Source organism: Rhodococcus sp. KBW08 (assembly GCF_003852455.1).
Classification (GTDB): domain Bacteria; phylum Actinomycetota; class Actinomycetes; order Mycobacteriales; family Mycobacteriaceae; genus Rhodococcus_F; species Rhodococcus_F baikonurensis.
On sequence record NZ_QAJJ01000018.1, the window covers coordinates 271742 to 292849 of the forward strand.

Consider the following 21108-nt stretch of genomic DNA (forward strand, 5'->3'; position numbering starts at 1 on the left):
GATGATCAGGCGCTCGCGCACAGGACAACGGCCATCCAGCCAGGCACTTCATGTGCTCGCAGTGAATAACGGGCACTGCGATCCATGCGGAGCGAGACCTTACAATCTCGCACTCACTTCTGGGTGCGAGTACACACAGCACGCTCCCGCGTGGCCGCGTGACAACTCGACTTCTGGGTTGGACGCGCCCGGGGGCTGAGGAGACTTACGTGGCCGATCAATCCCCAACCGAATCAGATTCCAGCACCACACCGGAATTTCCCGACAAGATGCGCGTACACGCGCTGGCGAAGCTGCTCGGTGTCACCAGCAAGCAGGTCCTTGCCGAAGCCGCAGCGCTCGGTACCGAGTTGCGTAGTGCGCAGTCGAGTCTCCAACGTGACGTTGCCCAGCGGATTCACGCGTCGCTGACTTCCGCGGCCGAGGCCATCGAGCCGGTCGTCGCCGAGCTCGACACCCTCATCGAGCCGGTTGCCGAGGAGCCTGCTGCAGAGGCTCCGGCCGAGAAGCCCGTGAGGGCTCGTCGAACCCGCAAAAAGGCAGTAGTTGTCGAAGAGCCGGCAGCCGAAGAAGCGGTGGATCCGGCTGTCGCCGAGATCAGCGCTGGACTCGACGCCGCTGCTGCGCTGCAGAGCAAGGAAGCCGAGCAGTCCGATCTGTTCACTTCCTTCGAGGCACCGCAGACCCATCAGCCCGAGGCGGCCCCCGCCGCGCCGCAGGTCCCGCTGTTCTTGCAGCCGGATCTCGAAGCAGCCGAGGCAGCTCCGCGTCGCCGTCGCGCTCGCCGCGAGCCCGCAGCACCGGCAGTCGTCGAAGAGAAGCAGACTGCGGAAACCGAAACAGTCGCACCCGAGGCCTCGCCGGTTACAGTTCCTACCGTCGAAGAGCCGGCTGTGACCGCTCCGCAAACCGAGGGTGAGAGCGCCGAGTCCGATGACGAGGACGACGATCAGCCGCGTCGCCGTCGTCGTGGACGCCGTGGACGTGGCCGTGGCCGCGGAGAACAGGGTGGAGAACAGGGCAGCGAGCAGGGTTCGGACGAAGAGTCGGATACCGCTACCGACTCGGAGCAGGAATCTGCCCCTGTGGCAGTCGAGAAGCAAACCGAAGACGTTGCCGGCGAAGAATCCGGTGAGAAGTCCGAGTCCACCGCGGATGCGGATTCCGAGAACGCCGACGATTCCGATCTCGACGCCGACGGATCGAGCCGCCGTCGCCGTCGCCGTCGCCGTCGCAAGACCGGAACCGATGGAGCCACCGACGCGACTGCGACGTCCGAGGACGATCCGCCGAACACCGTCGTTCACGAGCGCGAACCTCGCAACAAGATCCGCGTCAAGGACGAGGTCCAGGGCATCAGTGGTTCGACGCGTCTGGAAGCGAAGCGTCAGCGTCGCCGCGACGGTCGTGACGCGGGCCGTCGTCGCCCGCCGATCCTGACCGAGTCGGAGTTCCTCGCCCGTCGTGAGGCCGTCGATCGCGTCATGGTTGTGCGCGATCGAGCAGACAGCGGTCAACCGCATGCGACTACACAGGTGGCAGTCCTCGAAGACGGAGTGCTGGTCGAGCACTTCGTCACCAACTCGGCATCAGCGTCGATGGTCGGCAACGTGTACCTCGGACGTGTTCAGAACGTGCTCCCCAGCATGGAAGCTGCGTTCATCGACATCGGACGTGGCCGCAACGGTGTTCTCTACGCCGGTGAGGTCAACTGGGAGGCCGCCGGTCTCGGTGGCAACTCGCGCAAGATCGAGCAGGCTCTCAAGCCTGGCGATCAGGTGCTCGTTCAGGTCAGCAAGGATCCGGTCGGTCACAAGGGTGCTCGACTGACCACACAGATTTCGCTTGCCGGTCGTTTCCTCGTCTACGTGCCCGGTGGTACGTCCACGGGTATCAGCCGCAAGCTTCCGGACACCGAGCGCAAGCGTCTCAAGGAAATCCTGCGCGACATCGTTCCCGCCGACGCCGGCGTGATCATCCGCACGGCGTCCGAGGGCGTCAGCGAAGAAGAGTTGGCGCGGGACGTGACTCGTCTGCAGGCTCAGTGGGCCGGCATCGAGGAGCAGGCCGCGGCTGCGGACACCGGCAAGTCCGGCAACCCGCAGGCGCTGTACGAAGAGCCTGACATGCTGGTCAAGGTCATTCGTGATCTGTTCAACGAGGACTTCTCCAAGCTGGTCATCGAGGGCGAGAAGGCGCATACGACGGTCGAGAACTACATCAACTCCGTTGCGCCCGACCTGCTTCCGCGGCTCGAGAAGTACACGCCGAACAACGGTATCGACGTCTTCGCGGCTCGCCGTATCGACGAGCAGTTGGCCAAGGCGCTCGATCGCAAGGTGTGGCTGCCGTCCGGTGGCACCCTGGTGATCGACCGCACCGAGGCCATGACTGTCGTCGACGTCAACACCGGCAAGTTCACCGGAGCCGGCGGAAACCTCGAAGAGACCGTCACTCGTAACAACCTCGAAGCAGCCGAGGAGATCGTTCGCCAGATGCGCCTGCGGGACATCGGCGGAATGATCGTCGTCGACTTCATCGACATGGTCCTCGAATCGAACCGGGACCTGGTTCTGCGTCGGCTCACCGAATGCCTGGGTCGCGATCGCACGCGCCATCAGGTGTCGGAGGTCACGTCACTCGGACTCGTGCAGATGACTCGCAAGAAGTTGGGTACCGGATTGGTCGAGGCCTTCTCGACTACCTGTGAGCACTGCCACGGCCGCGGCATCATCGTCCACTCCGAGCCCGTCGAGGTGAAGTCCTCGGACGACGGCGGATCGCGTTCGGGCTCGCAGCGCAGTGATTCCGGTACCTCGCGCAAGAACAAGCGTGGCCGCGGGGACAAGTCGGCTTCGACCGAATCCAACGGACAGGAAGCTCCGGCGCCGGAGGTTCCGGCCGTCGACGCGACGGTCAAGCGGGCTCATCCGGTGGCATTGGCGATGGCCTCGCATCACCACGAGGACGACGAGACCGTCGCGGCCGACTCGATCGAGTCCGATTCCGCTGGTACGTCTTCGGGGGACGATGCATCCAAAAGTGCCGATCGGCAACAGGATCGGCCGATCGATACTCCTGCTGCTACTGAGCGCCCTGACGTTTCTGTTGTGGACTCTGCTGCGGAAGAAGCTCCCGCAGTGGACAACGAGTCGGCTGCAGCTTCGGCCGAAGCAGCTCCGCGAGGTCGTCGGCGTAGTCGCCGGGCGTCGCGGGCAGCGTCGGCACCGGTTGCCGAGGCGGCTCCCGAGGTGGGCACGGTCTTCGTGATTCCGACTCCGGAACCCGCAGCGGAAGCGGTCGTGGAGAACGTCCAGGCTCCGGCCATCGAGGTTCCGGCCGAGGAAGAAGTTGTCGTCGTCAAGCGGCCTCGTCGCAGGCGTGCAGCAGCACGTCCCGCGGGTCCGCCGGTCGACGGAGAGTAAGAACTATCGGTTTCGGTCGGTTGGATGTCCTGGCGATGAGCGAGGGCATCCAACCGTTATCCGAAGTTTCAGCTGGTAGAAGCAGTACAGAGTAGTGAGCACCACCCCTCGGCGGGGCGGTTTGACCCTGACGGTTGCTTTCCCGTAACCTTGGAGGGTCGCCACCCGGCGGTAGAGATTCCGTGTGCCTAGAGTGCGCGTGAATGTCCCGGTACGTCAGTACCGAGCCGAGGTGACATAAACCAGACCAGTCGCGATGCATTTGAAGCCTCAGGCAGCAGCGCGAGCAAGTTCGAAGAAGCAAGGGGTAGCCCTCCGATGGCAACGTACGCGATCGTCAAGACCGGCGGAAAGCAGTACAAGGTCGCTGTTGGTGACCTCGTCAAGGTCGAGAAGATCGAGGGTGAGCCCGGCACTGCTGTCTCGCTTGCTCCCGTTCTCGTGGTCGACGGATCTGACCTGACCACCGACGCGGCCAAGCTGGCCAAGGTCGCAGTCACCAGTGAGATCGTCGAGCACACCAAGGGCCCGAAGATCCGCATCCACAAGTTCAAGAACAAGACCGGTTACCACAAGCGTCAGGGCCACAGGCAGCCGATCACGGTGCTCAAGGTCACGGGCATCAAGTAACCAGTTCTTTCTAGCTAATTTCACCCGAGGAGGGTCAATAGCATGGCACATAAGAAGGGTGCATCCAGCTCCCGTAACGGTCGCGATTCAAACGCCCAGCGCCTCGGCGTGAAGCGCTTCGGCGGCCAGTCGGTCAGCGCAGGCGAAATCCTGGTTCGCCAGCGCGGCACGCACTTCCACCCCGGCGTCAACGTCGGCCGTGGCGGCGACGACACCCTGTTCGCTCTCGCTGCCGGTGCAGTCGAGTTCGGCCAGAAGCGTGGACGCAAGACCGTGAACATCGTTCCGGCCGTCGTTGCGGCTGAGGTCTAGTCTTTCTCGCTAGTTGTGCGTCACCGGTTCTACTTTCGGTAAGAGAGTGACGCGTTCCAAGCTCCCGATAGGGGCGGACCAGGGTTGAAATAACCCGGTCCGCCCCTATCGTTTGTTTAAGCAGTACCTGTTTTCCCGAGCAACCCTGCTCACCAGAGTTCAGCTCATCGCGTGAGACCCGCAATTGACTGAGGAAGGATCCGGCAGTCATGTCCCGATTCATTGACCGTGTTGTGCTGCACGTCAGCGCTGGAAAAGGCGGCAATGGTTGCGCCTCCGTACACCGCGAGAAGTTCAAACCGCTCGGCGGTCCGGACGGTGCCAACGGAGGTCGCGGTGGCGACGTCATCCTCGTGGTCGACGAGAACATCCACACCCTCCTCGACTTTCACTTCCATCCCAACGCGAAGGCGACCAACGGCAAGCAGGGCGCCGGCAGTAACCGCGAGGGTGCAAACGGTGAAGATCTCATCCTCAAGGTTCCGGATGGAACTGTGGTTCTCGATACCGACGGCAACGTGCTGGCCGACCTCGTCGGTGTCGGCTCGCGCTACGACGCTGCTCAGGGCGGCCGCGGCGGACTCGGCAACGCGGCGCTCGCCTCGAAGGCCCGCAAGGCTCCCGGTTTCGCCCTCCTCGGTGAAGACGGTGTCGAACGTGACCTGGTTCTCGAACTCAAGTCGGTAGCCGACGTCGGTCTGCTCGGATTCCCCTCTGCCGGTAAGTCTTCGCTTGTGTCGGTTCTCTCTGCGGCCAAGCCGAAGATCGCCGACTACCCCTTCACCACTCTGGTCCCCAACCTCGGCGTCGTCTCGAGCGGTGACACCACGTTCACCGTCGCCGACGTGCCCGGGCTGATCCCCGGTGCCAGCGAAGGCCGCGGTCTGGGCCTGGACTTCCTGCGCCACATCGAACGCTGCGCCGTGTTGGCACACGTGATCGACTGCGCCACTCTCGATCCGGGACGTGACCCGATTTCCGACATCGACGCCTTGGAAGCGGAGCTGGCTGCATATACGCCCGCGCTCTCCGGCGACTCGGGACTCGGCGACCTCGACAAGCGTCCGCGGGTCGTCATCCTCAACAAGACTGACGTTCCCGAGGCAGCAGAGTTGGCCGAAATGGTCACGCCTGAGATCGAAGCGCGCGGGTGGCCTGTCTTCACCATCTCGGCGGTGAGCCGAGAAGGTTTGCGACCGTTGACTTTCGCGCTGGCGAAGATGGTCCGTGACTACCGCGAGGCTCATCCGAAGCCCGAGCCGAAGCGTCAGGTCATTCGCCCGGTCAAGGTCAAGGATTCCAGCTTCACCATCGAGAAGGATCCCGATATTCCCGGTGGGTTCGTCGTCCGCGGCACCCGCCCGGAGCGGTGGATTCGTCAGACAGCCTTCGACAACGACGAAGCCGTTGGTTACCTCGCCGACCGTCTTGCACGCTTGGGTGTCGAGGACGCATTGGTCAAGAAGGGTGCTCAGCCAGGAGCTTCCGTCACCATCGGTGACGTCAGCTTCGAGTGGGAGCCGATGACGCCGGCCGGTATCGATCTGACCCGTACGGGTCGCGGAACCGACCCGCGTCTCGATCAGGTGGAGCGAATCGGCGCAGACGAGCGCAAGCATGCTCGTCGCGTCCGCCGCGGCCTGCTCGACGAAGACGCCTGACTCACGCGATTTCAGGACGAAAACCGAAGAGAGGGAACGGGACTGTGCTCGGGTCCACCAGGGAGTCGATAGCGTCGGCTCACAGTATCGTCGTGAAGATCGGGTCGTCTGCACTCACCAGTCTGGTGGCGGGACTCGATACTCACCGACTCGATCTGTTGGCCGATGCCATCGAGGCACGCATGCGTGCGGGTTCCGATGTCGTCGTCGTCTCGTCCGGTGCCGTCGGCGCCGGACTGGCGCCGCTGGGACTGACCAAGCGACCGCGCGATCTCGCGACCAAGCAGGCTGCGGCCAGCGTCGGTCAGTTGGCGCTGGCTCACGCCTGGGGTACGTCGTTCGCCCGGTACGGGCGCACCGTCGGGCAGGTACTTCTCACGGCGGACGACATCGCTCGACGGACGCAGCACCGGAACGCTCAGCGGACGCTAGATCGTCTGCGGGCGTTGCACGCAGTCGCGATCGTGAACGAGAACGACACAGTTGCCACCACCGAACTTCGATTCGGTGACAACGATCGGCTGGCCGCTCTGGTTGCTCATCTCGTCGGCGCCGACGCGTTGATCCTGTTGTCGGATGTGGACGGCCTGTACGACGGCGATCCCCGAAAGGGCGATGCCACACTGATTCCCGAGGTCAACAGTCCCGAGGATCTCGACGGAGTCGTTGCCGGTTCGGGTGGCGCTCTCGGTACCGGAGGCATGGCGTCGAAACTCTCTGCAGCACGCCTGGCCGCTGATTCCGGAGTGCCGGTGCTGCTCGCGGCAGCCTCGGACGCTGCGCAGGCACTCAGTGGTGCCGACGTCGGGACGGCATTTGCGCCCCGGCCCACGCGATTGTCGGCTCGCCGATTCTGGGTCCGCCACGCCGCTGACACATCGGGTGACCTTCACCTGGACGAAGGCGCCGTTCGCGCGGTGGTGTCCAAGCGTCGAAGCCTGCTGTCGGCGGGCATCGTCGGTGTGTCCGGCGATTTCCATGCGGGCGACGTCGTGTCGCTGATGGGACCGGGGGAGAAGCCCGTCGCTCGGGGTGTCGTCGCATTCGACGCTGCGGAGATCGAGGAGATCCTGGGGCGCTCCACCGCCGATCTACCGGCAGACATGCAGCGTCCCGTGGTTCACGCGGACGACTTGGTGGCGCTGTAACTGTCGTGCTCGACCAGGGCGGAAAGTGCTTCAGCACAACCGACTTCGAGCTTGAGGTCGGCGAATTCGTCGCCGCGAGTCGTGCCACGATTCACGATGGCGATCGGCTTCCCAGCCTTGGCGGCATGCCGGACGAAACGTAGGCCGGACATCACCGTCAACGACGACCCGGCTACCAACAGCGCGTCGGCTTGGTCGACGAGTCCGTACGCCCTGGCAACACGTTCCTTGGGGACGGATTCACCGAAGTAGACGATGTCGGGTTTGAGTAGCCCACCGCATACGTCGCAATCCACGACGCGAAAGTGTGCGGTGGATTCGATCACGGCATCTGCGTCGGGTGCGATCTCGACTCCTGTTGCAGCAGAGACTGTTTCGGCGAATCCAGGGTTGGCTTCTTCCAATCTCTCCGCGAGAGTGGTGCGGGAGATCAACCGCTGGCAGCTCAGGCATCGAACCTGCGCGTAGGTGCCGTGGAGGTCGATGACGTTTCGCGCGCCGGCCTTGGTGTGCAGGAGATCGACGTTCTGGGTGATCACGCCGACAGCACGCCCTGTTCGCTCGAGTGTCGCGACGGCCCGGTGGCCCTGGTTGGGCCGCGAGCTGTCCATGTATCGCCAGCCGATGTGGTTGCGCGCCCAGTAGTGCCGTCGAAACGCCGCATCGCCGATGAACTGCTGGAACGTCATCGGATTGCGCGGTGGCGAATCAGGGCCGCGGTAGTCCGGGATTCCGGAGTCGGTGGAGATTCCTGCGCCGGTCAGAATTGCCAGGCGACGCCCGGCCAGGAGCTCGGGAAGGGCGTCGAGGCGGCTGTTGTCGGTAGGCACCGTTCCAGGATAGGCGCGTGTGCGAGACGGAGGCGCGGAGGAAGTCCGAAATGTTCAATAGAACACGTGTGCGATCGCCAATGCTCGTACTCATGAACACAGTGAACCCAATCCCCGCTGGTTACCGCACGATCACTCCCTACCTCGCGGTGCCGGACGGTCATGCCGCACTCGACTACTACAAGCGAGCACTCGGAGCTGAGATTGTCGATGCGATGAACGCTCCTGACGGCTCCCTCATGCATGCGGAGATCCGGATCGGCGATTCGATGCTGCAGCTCTCGCAGGAGATGCCGGACTTCGGACTCAAATCACCACAGGACGGCTGGGTGCATTCGTCGATCGTCGTCTACACCGAGGACACGGACGAGTTTGTCGCTCGGGCCGTTGCTGAGGGAGGCACGCTGGTCACGGCTGTCTCCGATACGTTCTCGGGTGACCGGCATGGCGTTTTTCTCGATCCGTTCGGTCACCGATGGGCAGTCTGCACGAAGGTCGAGGACGTACCAGCCGAGGAAGTCGCTCGCCGGGCGAGGGCGCTCTTCTTCCCTGATACGGAGTCGCCACAGTAATTCGTGGTAACCGTCGTCTGAGCATTCGAGCTTCGACGGCGTGCTCAGTATCCGGCGACCGGGTCCACGAGGGCAGCCAGCGCCTCGCCCTTCGCGAAGCGGGTCACGTTCTTGGAGACGTGATCCGCGAACGCGGCGGGGCGAACGCCCGGCGGATTTGAATCATGGGGTGTGATGATCGCATTCGTCAGATCCCACAGAGGGTGACCGTCCGGGAGGGGTTCGGGATCGGTGACGTCGAGACCAGCGCCGCCGATCTGTTCCGACTCGATTGCCTCGACCAGCGCGTCGGTGTCCACCAGTGATCCGCGCGCGACATTGATCACCCAGGAATGGGGTTGCATCGCCGCCAACTGCGCACGGCCCACGAGGTGACGGGTAGCCGGGGTGGCGGGCGCTGCGATCACGAAGTGATCTGCGCGAGAATATATTTCATCCATCCTGGATGCGGGGTACGTCGAGATCGCCCCGGGGACAGGGCTACCGGAACGATTGACTGCGATGCTGTCCGCCCCCTGCGCGGCCAGCATCGGAATCAGCGCGCGGCCGATACCGCCTGCGCCGATGATCGCAACCGTCGAACCACGGAGTGTGCCGATCTTGGGAAAGAACTCGAACTGACGCCACGTTCGAGCCTCGATGTGCGCAGGCAGGTGACGAACTCCGGCCAACAGCAGCATGAGCGCGTGCTCGGCCACCGATGCCGAAAACGCGCCGGCCGCCGAGGTCCACGTGATATCGGTGTCCTTCGGAATCACACCGGAGTCGAACCAATCCTCGATTCCGGCCGACGGCAGCTGCACCCACCTGACCGACGCCGGTAACTCCGACGGAAAGGTTTCGGGTGAGCCCGCCCAGATCAGGGCGTCGGCAGTGTCGATCGGACTGATCAGACCACCGCCCCGAAGCACCGCGCTGTCGAGCAGTGCATCGGGGACGGGGCCGATCGCTACGCGTGGAGAGGTGTCAGTCGCCATGACTAGACGCTACGCGGGGACCTCCACCAGTGGGTAGACACCATTCTCGTCGTGTACCTCACGCCCGGTGACCGGCGGATTGAACACACAGAGCATGCGCATCTGCGTATCGGGCTCGACGCGATGACGCTCGTGGCCGTTGAGCAGGTACATCGACCCCGGCGCGAGATCGTATTCCTCGTTGTTGTCCAGGTCAATCAGCTTGCCGGTGCCCTCGACGAGCCAGACCGCCTCGACATGGTTGGCGTAGTGGAACTCGTTGACCGAGCCTGCCTTGATGGTGGTTTCGTGGAACGAGAACCCGACGCGGTCGCCGCCGAGGACGATGCGCTTGCTGCGCCAGTTTCCGTCCTCACTCGTGATGTCGCGGTCGGTGTCGGTGATCTCGGTGGTGGTGCGAACGATCATGGGAGAGTCCTTCCTCTAGCTGCAGACCTTGAGTGTCGCCTCGGCCAGGATGGAGAGGCCGTGCTCGAGCTCGTCGTCGGTAATCGTCAGTGCCGGAAGCAGTTTCACAACCTGGTCAGAGGGTCCGGAGGTCTCGGCGAGCAATCCCTCGTCGAATGCCAGCTGGCAGACCTTGCCGGCGCGCTCGGGCTGTTCGAAGACGAGGCCCTGAACCAGGCCGCGTCCACGGTGCGAGACCTCGCCGGGGAACTGATCGGAGAGATTGGCGAAGCATTCGCTGATGCGTGCGCCCTTCTTCAACGTCGTCTTGGTGAGTGCGTCGTCGGACCAGTAGTGATCGAGTGCCACCTTGGAGGTGACGAACGCGGGGTTGTTGCCACGGAAGGTGCCGTTGTGCTCACCCGGGCCCCAGACGTCGAGTTCACGCTTGAACAGCGTGAGCGCCATGGGCATTCCGTAGCCACCGATCGACTTGGACAGTGTGACGATGTCGGGAACGATTCCGGCCTCTTCGAAGGAGAAGAACGGGCCGGTGCGACCGCAACCCATCTGGACGTCGTCGACGATCAGCAGGATGCCGCGGTCCGAGCACAGCGTTGCCAGTGCCCGAAGCCATTCGGGACGAGCGACATTGACGCCGCCTTCACCCTGCACGGTTTCGACGATGACTGCCGCGGGACGGTTGATTCCACTGCCGGAATCGTCGAGAACGCGAGAGAACCACTGGAAGTCCTCGGTGACGCCGTCGAAGTAGTTGTCGAAGGGCATCGGTGTCGTGTGCACAAGGGGGACACCGGCGCCCGCGCGCTTCATCGAGTTGCCGGTCACGGAGAGTGCACCGAGTGTCATTCCGTGAAATGCGTTGGTGAAGTTGATGACTGCCGAACGTCCGGTGACCTTGCGGGCCAGCTTCAGTGCAGCCTCAACGGTGTTCGATCCGGTCGGGCCGGGGAACTGGACCTTGTAGTCCAGGCCGCGCGGCTCGAGGATGTTGCGTTGAAAGGTCTCGAGGAACTCACGCTTGGCGACTGTCGACATGTCGAGGCCGTGTGTGATGCCATCGCTCATGATGTAGTCGACCAGTGCAGATTTGAGCACCGGGTTGTTGTGACCGTAATTGAGGGCGCCGGCACCGGCGAAGAAATCGAGGTAGTCGCGCCCGTTTTCGTCACGAATCCAGGATCCGGATGCGCTGGTGAACACTGCAGGCCAGTCACGGCAGTAGCTGCGAACCTCGGACTCGAGGGTTTCGAAAATGCTTGCTTCGTTGATATTCATATCTTCTTTGTTCCTCCGGGGCATGCTGTATGCCGAGCGCGAAGTGCGCTAGGCGCCGATCGTGTAAAGATCTTCGGCTTCGTGTCCATCGGGAAAATCATTGGGCGAGAACAAGTTCTGCCTGGTTATCGGTACTTCGCGCCGACGTGCGAGCGCGGTGAAGAGTGCGATCGAAGCCTCGTTGTCGGGGCTGATCGTCGTCTCCAGATGTGTAACACCCAGTGGGGCAGTGCGATCCATCAAGTCGGACAGCATGCGGGCAGCAATTGCCTTGCCGCGCTGGTCTTCGTCGACCGCAACTTGCCACACGAACAGGGTTTCCTGTGCGCTGGGGCGGGTGTAACCGGAAACGAATCCGACTACACGGCCGTCCACCTCTGCGACGATGGACGTCGCGCTGAAATCCCTGCACCACAACAGGTATGCATAACTCGAATTGAGGTCGAGCACCTTCGAATCACGTGCGATCTCCCAGAGCCGGACTCCGTCATCGATCTGTGGGCTTCTGAACAACACCGCGTCCGGCGCGGTGGTCGGGATAGCTCTCGTATCAACAGGCTTCATCGGTCATCTGAACGTAACAATCATTGCTGTCGAAGTCATGCAGATGTCCGTTTCGGGCCGTGCGGAACCCGTTGCGCCCCAGGTGAGGACATGAATGTGATGGTGCTCACATTATGTAACTTTTGCCGTTGTCCGAGCGACTATTTCGGGCAAAAACTCGCTATTTCGGGCTCGCGAGCGCCAAGGGAAGTACCGATTGGGCTCCGGCCTGCCGAAGTGCGCGTGCGGCCATCGTGAAAGTCCAACCGGTATCGGCGATTGCGTCGACAAGAAGTATTGGTCCCTGATGAATACTCATGTCCGGGACTTCCCAAACATCGACAAGTCCGGACACGCGATAGGCGGAGTTCGCTGCTGACACCGGAGTGTGGTCGGGTCGCAAGCGAAGGGTGCCGAGGTCGGTCAATCGCCCGACCTCGGCCAACTTGGCGGCCAGGCTCGACACCAGCAACGGATGCGTCGTGGATTCGAGGGCCATGACACCGGTGGGGCGCTCGGCCCAATTCCAGGCCGCCAGAACACTGATACACGCGCTGACCACCGCATCGGGTACCTCGGCGTCGGGGCCGTCGAAAAGCGCGCGGAGACGTTGGCCCCAGCCCAGATCCGACATCCGTCCGAGAATGCGCCCGGTTTCCGGACCCTCGGTGATCTTCCCGGACAGCTTGACACCCAGCTTGCTCAGGCCGGTCGGCCACATCTTGCGCGGCTCCAGGTCGAATCCGGGCCGCTGCAGGCGCGCCCGAGTCTCGTCGAGGGCGGTGGTGTCGACAGTGGTGTCGTAGCGATTGCCGGTGCAGTTGTCACAGCGACCGCACTGTGAGTTCTCCGACGTGAGGCCCGGATCGTCGAGTTGTTCACGCAGGAAGGTCATTCGACACGTCGTGATGCTCTGGTACTCCACCATTGCGGCCTGCTCGGCCTGGCGAGCGTCGTCGAGTCGGCCGTAGCGCTCGGCGTCGTACACCCAAGGTTCTCCGGTGCTGATCCAACCGCCCTTGACTCGTTTGACTGCGCCGTCGACGTCGAGGACTTTGAGGACCATTTCGAGACGGGTGCGATTGAGTTCCACCAGCGGTTCGAGTGCCGGTGTCGACGTGGCCTTTTCGGTGTCGAGGTGTTCGATGACGCTGCGGACCAGGTGCTCGCGGGGGAAGGCGACCGAGGCGAAGTAGCTCCAGATCTGCTTGTCCTCGGCGCCCGGCAGAAGGATCACGTCTGCCCTGTCGGTGGACCGACCGGCGCGGCCCACCTGCTGGTAGTACGAGATCGGCGACGACGGTGCGCCCAGGTGGACGACGAACCCGAGATCGGGCTTGTCGAAGCCCATCCCGAGGGCCGAGGTGGCCACCAGAGCCTTGACGCGATTGCCCAACAAGTCCTGCTCGAGGGATTCGCGTTCAGTGGGATCGGTCTGGCCCGTGTAGGCGGCGACGGTATAGCCGCGCTCGGAGAGCAGGCTTGCGAGGTCGCGAGCGGCCGAAACCGTCAGCGTGTAGATGATGCCCGATCCCGGCAGCGTCTCGAGCATGTCGGCAAGCCAGGCAGCGCGCGCCGTCGCCTCCGGAATGTGGACTACAGAGAGGTGAAGTGACTCGCGTTCGAGCCCGCCGCGAAGGACGAGGGTTTCCTCGCCGCCGACGCCCAGCTGGGCGGACACGTCCTCGACAACGCGGTTGTTGGCCGTTGCCGTGGTCGCGAGGACGGGAATGCCCTCGCCGAGTTCGGCGATCAACGTCCTGATGCGCCGGTAGTCGGGACGGAAGTCGTGTCCCCAGTCGGAAACACAGTGAGCCTCGTCGACCACGACCAGGCCGGCGTCGGCTGCCAGGGCCGGGAGCACCTGATCGCGGAAGTCGGGGTTGTTCAGCCGCTCTGGGCTGACCAGAAGTACGTCGAGATCATTGGCTGCGACGCGGGCGTGGATGTCGTCCCATTCGGTGACGTTGCCCGAGTTGATGGTTGCGGCTCGCACTCCGGCACGCTCGGCAGAACTGACCTGGTTTCGCATCAGGGCCAACAAGGGCGAGACGATGACCGTCGGGCCGTGACCTGTTGCCCGGAGCAGCTTCGCCGAGATGAAGTAGACCGCCGACTTGCCCCAGCCCGTCCGCTGGACGACGAGGGCGCGTTTGCGTTGCACCACCAAGGCCTCGATGGCAGTCCACTGGTCCTCGCGTAGGCGGGCATCCGGCCCCGCGAGTTCGCGGAGCAGCCGCTCGGCTTCGTCGCGCATGGCTGGGGCAGTGGCGGTGGTCATGGACCCCATGGTGCACGACCCTGCCGACACGTGCGGGCTTCAGGGCTTGGCAACAGGTTCCTGCAGCTCGGTGACCCAGCCGTCGACGTCCTCCGGGCACGCCAGCGTCACCTCACGGCTGGGGCCGGCATTGCGGTATCCCGCTGCGTCGATCCACTGAGCCAAGGCCTGATAGGCGGGCAGGCAGTTGTCCATCGAGCCCTTGTGCAGCAGCGAAGCCACCTGAGCTTCGGCCTGCAGGTCGACGACCGCGAACTCGTAGTCGCCCTCGGGGTCCGCGTCGACCGGCAGTGCGGCATGCACGACGACGTTCTCGTCGTCGCCAGCATCCTCGTAGTACGCGAGCGCAGGTCCGATCGGGACGACACCGGCACGATCCAAACCGGTACACAGCCGCTCGTACAGCCCGCGAACCACGGGGCCGATCGACGACGGGTCCATCGTCTTGGCGGTACCGGTCAACTCCGCGACCCGCAGCGCCGGAACGGACTTGATCACAACCTCGTATGCGGACATCTGTCCCTCACTTTCGATGATGCGGAGGCGCGCCTGCACGTGCGCCAGTCGCGCGGTGTCTTCCTGGATTCGGGCCTCGAGTTCTGCTCGGCGAAGCATGAGCATCCCGCGGATCTCGTCGACCGTGACCGCCGACTCCACCACCTGCTGGACCTGGGCCAGGGTCAGGCCCAACTCCTTGAGCGCGACGATGCGGTTGAGCAACGCCAACTGGCCGGCAGTGTACGAGCGGTACCCGGTGGAGGCGTCGACCCTCGCCGGTGCGAGCAGGCCGATGGCGTCGTAGTGGCGAAGCATGCGCACCGACACACGACCTGCTCTCGCGAAGTCTCCGATGCTCAACATGGTTGCTCGCCCCGTTTCTCCCTCACCAACCTGACACCTACAGGTTTAGAACCTCACACGGTGTCAGAGTCAAGCCGAGCTTGCTGTGTCAGAGTCAAGCTGTCGGTTCAGGACTTTTTCGATCGCAGCGCGAGTAGGCGACGACACCGAGGCGCCGCGTACCGTCGTCGCCAGGCTTCCCGCCGTGGCCGCGAACTGCAGGGCGCGGTCCTGGTCCTGCACCCACTCCACGGCGAAGGCCCCGGTGAAGGCATCGCCTGCGCCGGTGGTGTCGACGGGTGTCACGGCAGGGGAGTCGGCGTGGACGGTCACATCGCCGGACCGAAGATCCGCGCCGCCCGCTCCGAGCGTCGTGACGAGGTGCGCGACGCGACTTGTGACCGCGGCCAACTGCTCCGACTCGGTCTGGTTCACGATCAAGATGTCGACTGCATCGATCAGTGGATCCGGAAGTTCTTGCACGGGAGATGGATTCAGGATGACGGTCGTGCCGTTGGCGTGCGCGTGCTGGGCCGCTGCGGTGACCGTGTCGAGTGGTATTTCGAGTTGGCACAGGAGAACGTCGGCGTGTGCGATCGCGTCGAGGTCTGCTTCGGACAACGCGGTGATCGTGGAATTGGCGCCCGGGACGACGATGATGTTGTTCTCCGCGTCTTCGCTCACGGTGATGGCCGCGACGCCACTCGGGCCGTCGACGCCACGTAGCAGTGCGGTGTCGACCCCGGCGTCTTGCAGGGTCTCGCGCAACTGGGCGCCGAAACCGTCGTCGCCGACCGCGCCGATGAAGGACACGTCCCCACCGGCCTTCGCGGCTGCGATGGCCTGGTTACTGCCTTTGCCTCCTGCCGCGGTGGCAAAGGCAGTGCCGAGCAGTGTTTCTCCCGGAGCGGGAAATCTGGCCACTGACGTGGTCAGGTCCATGTTGATACTGCCGACGACGACGATTCGAGGCGTGCTCATACCTCGAGGTTATCGGCCTTCATTCTCTTTCGGCGAACCTTCCGAATGATCCGGCGTGCTTCCTCGTCGGTGGCGACGGCGGGTGGCGAACCGTCGAGTGGCTTGCGTGCCGTCTCGGGGATGAGCAGTACCGCGATACCGCCGATCACTGCGGCGATCATCATGTACATCGGCGCGACCAAGTTGCTGCCCGTTGCACTTTCGAGAGCTGTCAGCACCAGGGGAGTGGTTCCGCCGAAGATGGAGACCGCGAGGTTGTATCCGATTGCCAAGCCGCCGTACCTGATTCCGGTCGGAAAGAGTGCGGGAAGCACGGACGGGAACACTCCGACGAACAGCAGGAGCAGGCCGCCGAGAATTGCGAGTCCCAGGAAGACCGTCACGTAGTTGCCGACGCCGATCAACAGGTAAGCGGGTAGGGACAGGACGAAGAATCCGATGAAACCGCTGAGCAGCAAGGGTTTACGCCCGACGCGGTCCGAGAACTTTCCGACGTAGCTGATTCCCATCATCATCACGATCATGACGATGATCATCAGAACGAGCCCGTGGGACTCGTCGTAACCCAAGGTGTTGGTCAGATACGTGGGCATGTAGCTGAGCAGGCCGTAGTGAGCGATGTTGTACGTGGCCACCAGGACGATGCACAGAACAAGGGGACGCCAGTTGTCGACGAGAGTTTCGCGCAGTTTCTTGCCGGTGGATTCGTCTGCGAGGGAGCGCTCTTCGGCCTGCTCCATCATCTGGAATGCGGGAGTTTCTTCCAGGCGCAGACGAAGGTACAGGCCGATGAGACCCAGCGGGCCGGCAATGAGGAAGGGGATTCGCCAGCCCCACTGGAGGAGATCCTCGGCGCTGACGACGGTCTGGATGATCGTCACGATGCCTGCTGCCGCCACATATCCTGCCAGAGTCCCGAATTCGAGGAAGCTGGCGAAGAAACCGCGCCGCTTGTCCGGTGCGTATTCGGCGACGAACGTACTGGCCCCGCCGTATTCGCCGCCCGTCGAAAAGCCCTGCAACAGGCGTAGGAGTACCAGCAGGATCGGGGCAGCGATACCGATGGACTCGTAGCTCGGGATGAGGCCGATGGCGAAGGTGCTGCCCGCCATCAGAATGATCGTGGTGGCCAGGACTTTCTTGCGCCCGATGCGGTCACCGAGTGGGCCGAAGAACAGTCCGCCGAGAGGGCGGACGATGAAGGCTGCTGCAAAGATTGCAAAGGTCGAGAGGAGTTGAGCGCTGCCGCTCGCCTCCGGGAAGAACACTTTTCCGATAGTGGTAGCTAGATATGCGTAAACGCCGAAATCGAACCACTCCATGGCATTTCCGAGCATCGTCGCCTTGACAGCGCGTTTGACGGACGCATTGTCGGTGACGCAGACATCGGGTGATTCGGCCACTTCGAGAGCGCTGATCGAGTTCTCTGGTGTAGTCATGACATGCGCTCCCCAGCGCAATCATCGAACCGAGCGGGGCACGTACCTGATGCACGCATCTTTTCGTTGCCCACTCGCCGATGAGCCGGTCGGGAAATCGAGCGTCCGCGTGCCCTGTGGCTCGTTGCGACCCCCGTCGCACGGCTCTGGCCCGCGGCAGTGTCCGGAGCCCACAGGGCTCCGGACTACCGGCAAGTAAGACGCTTACGCTATCAAAGTTGGACGCAGGAGCCGATTTTCGGGCTAGAAGGCGCGAGCGTACTGCGACGGGATATGCGGTCCCACCTCGGCGTTCAGTTCCCGGGCCGCCCGGCGCGCCCAGTACGGATCACGCAAGAGTTCGCGGCCGAGGAGCACCGCCACGGCGCTGCCGTCCTCGACGATCTTCTCGGCCTGTTCGGGTTCGGTGATGAGGCCGACGGCGGCGGCAGGCAACAGGCTTTCGTTCTGCAGGCGACGGGCGAACGGAACCTGGTATCCCGGCTCCACCGGAATCTGGGCCGCCGGTGAATTACCGCCGGTGGACACGTCGACCAGATCGACGCCGTAGTCGGAGAGGATGTTGGCGAGGGCAACGGTCTGATCCGCAGTCCAGCTGTCGACCTCGAGCCCACGTTCTTCCGTGAGCCAATCGGTCGCCGAGACCCGGACGAAGAGGGGTAGCTCGGCCGGCCACACCTCGCGGACCGCTGTCAGGATTTCGAGGAGCAACCGGATGCGGTTCTCGAAGCTGCCGCCGTAGCGGTCGGTCCGCTTGTTGCTCTCGGGCGAGAGGAACTGATGGATCAGGTATCCGTGGGCCGCGTGAATTTCCACGACCTTGAATTCGGCCTTCAGTGCGCGGGTAGCCGCCGCTGCAAAGTCCGCGACGACCTTCTCGATGCCTTCCGTGGTCAACTCGACCGGATCGGCAAGGTGACCGAACGGAACCGCGCTCGGGGCGACGGTCTGCCAGGCGAGTCGGTCGTCGGCGGGCAGGCTCTTGCCGCCGCGCCACGGAACCTGCGTCGACGCTTTGCGTCCGGCGTGAGCCAACTGGATCCCGGGCACTGCGCCGAAGTACGCGAGTTGCGCGTTGATCTCGGCGAAGGCTTGTGCCTGCGTGTCGTTCCAGATCCCCAGATCGGCGGCCGAAATGCGGCCTTCGGGGCTGACGGCGGTCGCCTCGGTGAGAATCAGGCCGGTGCCGCCGATCGCGCGGCTCACCAGGTGCGTGCGATGCCATTCGTTGGGCACTCCGACCTGGTCGCCGATGACGTCAGCCGAGTACTGGCACATCGGTGCCATCCAGACGCGGTTCGGGATGGTGACGCCGCGCAGGGTCAAAGGCTCGAACAACACACTCACGGATGGCTCCTGACTCGAAGAAGAAGGTCGGTGGGTGCAACAGTGTCGCGCGCCGGAATTGTTCCCCGGCGGTGCGGCGAAATGTTCCTCGGCGGTCCGCCGCAATGTTCCTCGGCGGTCCGCCGCAATGCTCTCGGGTGGTCACAGCCTCGTTCCGCCGAGCAGGCCGCCACGGTGGGTGGTTAATGTGTATTCATGACCGCTGTGACTTCCGACGCAGAAACCGTCGACTCGAACGCGTCCGACACCAAGACCGTCGTGCACGACGCCGCACGCCGAGCTCGCAAGGCTTCGCGCGTCCTGGCTCTGCTGACCACGGCGCAGAAGGATGCCGCGCTCCATGCCGCAGCCGACGCAGTACTCGCGGCGAGTGATCGGATTCTCGCGGCCAACGCTCTCGATATCGACACCGCGAAGGCGGGCGGTACCGAGGAATCACTGCTCGACCGTCTTCGGCTGACCGCTGACCGCATCGAGGGCATCGCGTCAGGTTTGCGCCAGGTTGCCGGACTACCCGATCCGATCGGCGAAGTTCTTCGCGGCTCCACTCTGCCGAACGGTCTGGAGCTGCGCCAGCAGCGTGTTCCGCTCGGCGTCGTCGGCATGGTGTACGAGGCTCGTCCCAACGTGACCGTGGACGCGTTCGGTCTGACACTCAAGTCGGGAAATGCTGCGCTGCTTCGTGGTTCGTCTTCGGCGGTCAAGTCCAACGAAGCATTGGTGGCGGCCCTGCGTGCGTCGCTGGTCGCTCAGGGACTGCCCGAGGACTCCGTTCAACTTCTGCCAAGTGCGGATCGCTCCACGGTCACTCATTTGATTCAGGCCCGTGGCCTCGTCGACGTCGTCATCCCACGAGGCGGCGCCGGCTTGATCAGCGCCGTCGTTCGCGATGCCACCGTTCCCACCATCGAGACCGGTGTCGGTAACTGTCACGTCTATGTTCACTCGGCCGCCGATCTGCTCATGGCCGAGAAGATTCTTCTCAACTCCAAGACTCGTCGGCCCAGCGTGTGCAACACCGCGGAGACGGTGCTGGTCGACGCCGCTATTGCCGAGACGGCCGTGCCGAAGTTGCTGCAAGCACTTCAAATGCACGACGTCGTCGTGCACGGCGATCTGCCGGGACTGGTTCCCGCGACCGAGGACGACTGGTCGAAGGAGTACCTCACACTCGACGTCGCCCTCAAGGTCGTCAAGGACTTGGACGCTGCCGTCGAGCACATCGACCAGTACGGAACCGGTCACACCGAAGCCATCGTGACGTCCGATCTTTCGGCTGCCCGCGAGTTCACCGCTCGCGTCGATGCCGCCGCCGTCATGGTCAACGCGTCGACTGCCTTCACCGACGGTGAGCAATTCGGGTTCGGCGCCGAGATCGGCATCTCCACCCAGAAACTGCATGCGCGTGGCCCGATGGGGTTGCCGGAACTGACGTCCACCAAGTGGATCGTCTGGGGCGACGGGCACACCCGACCCGCCTGAAAAGTTCACCAGACTTGCCCCACCCTTTTTAGGAGTTAACCGTGGACCGAGCTCTTCCCGATACAACACCGTTCTTCTCGAGCGTCGACGACGTGATCGAGCGTTTGGCCGAGACGGGTTACCTGTCCGACAAGGGCACTGCAACGGCAGTGTTCCTTGCCGACCGACTGGGCAAGCCCCTGCTCATCGAGGGACCGGCCGGTGTCGGTAAGACCGAGTTGGCGCGCGCGGTAGCCCAGACGACAGGCGCCGAGTTGGTGCGCCTGCAGTGCTACGAGGGCGTCGACGAGGCTCGTGCGCTGTACGAGTGGAATCACGCGAAGCAGATTCTTCGGATTCAGTCCGGAGGGGCGAGCGGAGCGAGGGGTGATGTCGCAGTCGACCACAGCTGGGACTCGACGAAGGCGGATGTGTTCTCGGAGGAGTTCCTGCTCGCACGTCCACTGCTCAAGGCCATTCGCCGCGAGGACCCGACGGTGTTGTTGATCGACGAGACGGACAAGGCCGACGTCGAGATCGAAGGTCTGCTCCTCGAAGTGCTCAGCGACTTCGCGGTCACGATCCCCGAGCTCGGAACGATCACCGCCACCCGCAAGCCGTTCACGGTGCTGACGTCCAACGCCACGCGCGAACTCTCGGAGGCTCTGAAGCGTCGTTGCCTCTTCCTGCATCTCGATTTCCCGGACGCCGAGCTCGAGCGTCGCATTCTCGCAAGCCGGGTGCCGGAGCTTCCTGAAGCGATTGCAGAGCAGCTGGTGAACACCATTCGTGTTCTTCGCGGAATGCAGCTCAAGAAGGTCCCTTCGGTGTCCGAGACCATCGACTGGGGACGCACCCTTCTTGCTCTGGGCATGGACACTCTCGACGACGATGCCGTTCGCGCCACGCTCGGCGTGATCCTCAAGCACCAGTCGGACCAGGTGCGTGCCGCCGCTGAACTTCGGCTGAACTGAG

Annotated in this window: 18 protein-coding genes; 8 read left to right on the top strand and 10 right to left on the bottom strand. The window is 63.6% G+C overall.

The window, feature by feature from the left end; translation table 11 throughout:
- Positions 1-209: 209 nt before the first annotated feature.
- The 5 genes from DBV08_RS25050 (at position 210) to proB (ending at position 7176) form a co-directional block, all read left to right on the top strand.
- Positions 210-3425, top strand: a complete 3216-nt coding sequence (locus DBV08_RS25050; RefSeq protein ID WP_124569234.1) for a translation initiation factor IF-2 N-terminal domain-containing protein — start codon at positions 210-212, stop codon at positions 3423-3425.
- Positions 3426-3743: 318 nt separating this feature from the next.
- Positions 3744-4055 (top strand): 50S ribosomal protein L21, encoded by a 312-nt coding sequence (gene rplU, locus DBV08_RS25055; protein WP_003944533.1) that lies wholly within the window; start codon positions 3744-3746, stop codon positions 4053-4055.
- 42 nt (positions 4056-4097) lie between these two features.
- Positions 4098-4367, top strand: coding sequence for a 50S ribosomal protein L27 (gene rpmA, locus DBV08_RS25060; RefSeq protein ID WP_003944532.1), 270 nt, complete (start codon positions 4098-4100; stop codon positions 4365-4367).
- Between the two features lie 209 nt (positions 4368-4576).
- The gene (gene obgE, locus DBV08_RS25065; protein WP_019749068.1) at positions 4577-6028 is read left to right on the top strand and encodes a GTPase ObgE; all 1452 of its coding nucleotides are present in this window, start codon (positions 4577-4579) and stop codon (positions 6026-6028) included.
- A gap of 44 nt (positions 6029-6072) precedes the next feature.
- Positions 6073-7176, top strand: coding sequence for a glutamate 5-kinase (gene proB / locus DBV08_RS25070; protein ID WP_021333415.1), 1104 nt, complete (start codon positions 6073-6075; stop codon positions 7174-7176).
- On the opposite strand, the gene DBV08_RS25075 is transcribed toward proB, so the two are convergent.
- Positions 7149-8006: an NAD-dependent protein deacetylase gene (locus DBV08_RS25075; RefSeq protein ID WP_124569235.1), complete on the bottom strand. Its 858-nt coding sequence runs from the start codon at positions 8004-8006 to the stop codon at positions 7149-7151. The two genes, proB and DBV08_RS25075, sit on opposite strands and share 28 nt — an antisense overlap.
- A 50-nt stretch (positions 8007-8056) precedes the next feature.
- On the opposite strand from DBV08_RS25075, the gene DBV08_RS25080 reads away from it, so the two are divergent.
- Positions 8057-8578 (top strand): VOC family protein, encoded by a 522-nt coding sequence (locus DBV08_RS25080; RefSeq protein WP_124569236.1) that lies wholly within the window; start codon positions 8057-8059, stop codon positions 8576-8578.
- Positions 8579-8622: 44 nt separating this feature from the next.
- Here the strand turns inward: DBV08_RS25080 and DBV08_RS25085 are convergent, their stop codons facing one another.
- From DBV08_RS25085 to DBV08_RS25120, 9 genes are all read right to left on the bottom strand, one after another.
- Complete coding sequence (locus DBV08_RS25085; RefSeq protein WP_003944513.1) at positions 8623-9555, bottom strand: D-isomer specific 2-hydroxyacid dehydrogenase family protein; 933 nt, start codon at positions 9553-9555, stop codon at positions 8623-8625.
- 9 nt (positions 9556-9564) lie between these two features.
- Complete coding sequence (locus tag DBV08_RS25090; protein WP_095969734.1) at positions 9565-9963, bottom strand: ectoine synthase; 399 nt, start codon at positions 9961-9963, stop codon at positions 9565-9567.
- A 15-nt stretch (positions 9964-9978) separates the two neighbouring features.
- A complete protein-coding gene (gene ectB / locus DBV08_RS25095; RefSeq protein WP_234036631.1) occupies positions 9979-11241 on the bottom strand; it encodes a diaminobutyrate--2-oxoglutarate transaminase in 1263 nt (420 codons plus the stop codon).
- 48 nt (positions 11242-11289) lie between these two features.
- On the bottom strand, positions 11290-11805 hold the full coding sequence (gene ectA / locus DBV08_RS32995) for a diaminobutyrate acetyltransferase (RefSeq protein ID WP_234036632.1): 516 nt from the start codon (positions 11803-11805) through the stop codon (positions 11290-11292).
- A 160-nt stretch (positions 11806-11965) separates the two neighbouring features.
- Complete coding sequence (locus DBV08_RS25100) at positions 11966-14065, bottom strand: RecQ family ATP-dependent DNA helicase (protein WP_124569237.1); 2100 nt, start codon at positions 14063-14065, stop codon at positions 11966-11968.
- 39 nt (positions 14066-14104) lie between these two features.
- A complete protein-coding gene (locus DBV08_RS25105; protein WP_124569238.1) occupies positions 14105-14926 on the bottom strand; it encodes a MerR family transcriptional regulator in 822 nt (273 codons plus the stop codon).
- 69 nt (positions 14927-14995) lie between these two features.
- Positions 14996-15886 carry a ribokinase gene (locus DBV08_RS25110; protein WP_124569239.1) on the bottom strand — a complete coding sequence of 297 codons (891 nt, stop codon included), beginning with the start codon at positions 15884-15886 and terminating at the stop codon, positions 14996-14998.
- Positions 15883-17325, bottom strand: coding sequence for an MFS transporter (locus DBV08_RS25115; protein ID WP_095969738.1), 1443 nt, complete (start codon positions 17323-17325; stop codon positions 15883-15885). Before DBV08_RS25115 ends, DBV08_RS25110 begins: the two co-directional genes overlap by 4 nt.
- Before the next feature lie 243 nt (positions 17326-17568).
- On the bottom strand, positions 17569-18672 hold the full coding sequence (locus DBV08_RS25120) for an NADH:flavin oxidoreductase/NADH oxidase (RefSeq protein ID WP_095969739.1): 1104 nt from the start codon (positions 18670-18672) through the stop codon (positions 17569-17571).
- A 195-nt stretch (positions 18673-18867) separates the two neighbouring features.
- Between DBV08_RS25120 and DBV08_RS25125 the strand changes: the two genes are divergently transcribed.
- On the top strand, positions 18868-20154 hold the full coding sequence (locus tag DBV08_RS25125) for a glutamate-5-semialdehyde dehydrogenase (RefSeq protein WP_124569240.1): 1287 nt from the start codon (positions 18868-18870) through the stop codon (positions 20152-20154).
- A 41-nt stretch (positions 20155-20195) separates the two neighbouring features.
- Positions 20196-21107, top strand: coding sequence for a MoxR family ATPase (locus DBV08_RS25130; RefSeq protein WP_124569241.1), 912 nt, complete (start codon positions 20196-20198; stop codon positions 21105-21107).
- Position 21108 lies beyond the last annotated feature (1 nt).

Coding starts and splice junctions, on each gene's coding strand:
- rplU (WP_003944533.1), top strand. CDS start 3,744: ATGGCAACGTACGCGATCGTCAAGACCGGCGGAAAGCAGTACAAGGTC.
- rpmA (WP_003944532.1), top strand. CDS start 4,098: ATGGCACATAAGAAGGGTGCATCCAGCTCCCGTAACGGTCGCGATTCA.
- obgE (WP_019749068.1), top strand. CDS start 4,577: ATGTCCCGATTCATTGACCGTGTTGTGCTGCACGTCAGCGCTGGAAAA.
- DBV08_RS25080 (WP_124569236.1), top strand. CDS start 8,057: ATGTTCAATAGAACACGTGTGCGATCGCCAATGCTCGTACTCATGAAC.
- DBV08_RS25085 (WP_003944513.1), bottom strand. CDS start 9,555: ATGGCGACTGACACCTCTCCACGCGTAGCGATCGGCCCCGTCCCCGAT.
- DBV08_RS25090 (WP_095969734.1), bottom strand. CDS start 9,963: ATGATCGTTCGCACCACCACCGAGATCACCGACACCGACCGCGACATC.
- ectB (WP_234036631.1), bottom strand. CDS start 11,241: ATGAATATCAACGAAGCAAGCATTTTCGAAACCCTCGAGTCCGAGGTT.
- ectA (WP_234036632.1), bottom strand. CDS start 11,805: ATGAAGCCTGTTGATACGAGAGCTATCCCGACCACCGCGCCGGACGCG.
- DBV08_RS25100 (WP_124569237.1), bottom strand. CDS start 14,065: ATGACCACCGCCACTGCCCCAGCCATGCGCGACGAAGCCGAGCGGCTG.
- DBV08_RS25105 (WP_124569238.1), bottom strand. CDS start 14,926: ATGTTGAGCATCGGAGACTTCGCGAGAGCAGGTCGTGTGTCGGTGCGC.
- DBV08_RS25110 (WP_124569239.1), bottom strand. CDS start 15,886: ATGAGCACGCCTCGAATCGTCGTCGTCGGCAGTATCAACATGGACCTG.
- DBV08_RS25115 (WP_095969738.1), bottom strand. CDS start 17,325: ATGACTACACCAGAGAACTCGATCAGCGCTCTCGAAGTGGCCGAATCA.
- DBV08_RS25125 (WP_124569240.1), top strand. CDS start 18,868: ATGACCGCTGTGACTTCCGACGCAGAAACCGTCGACTCGAACGCGTCC.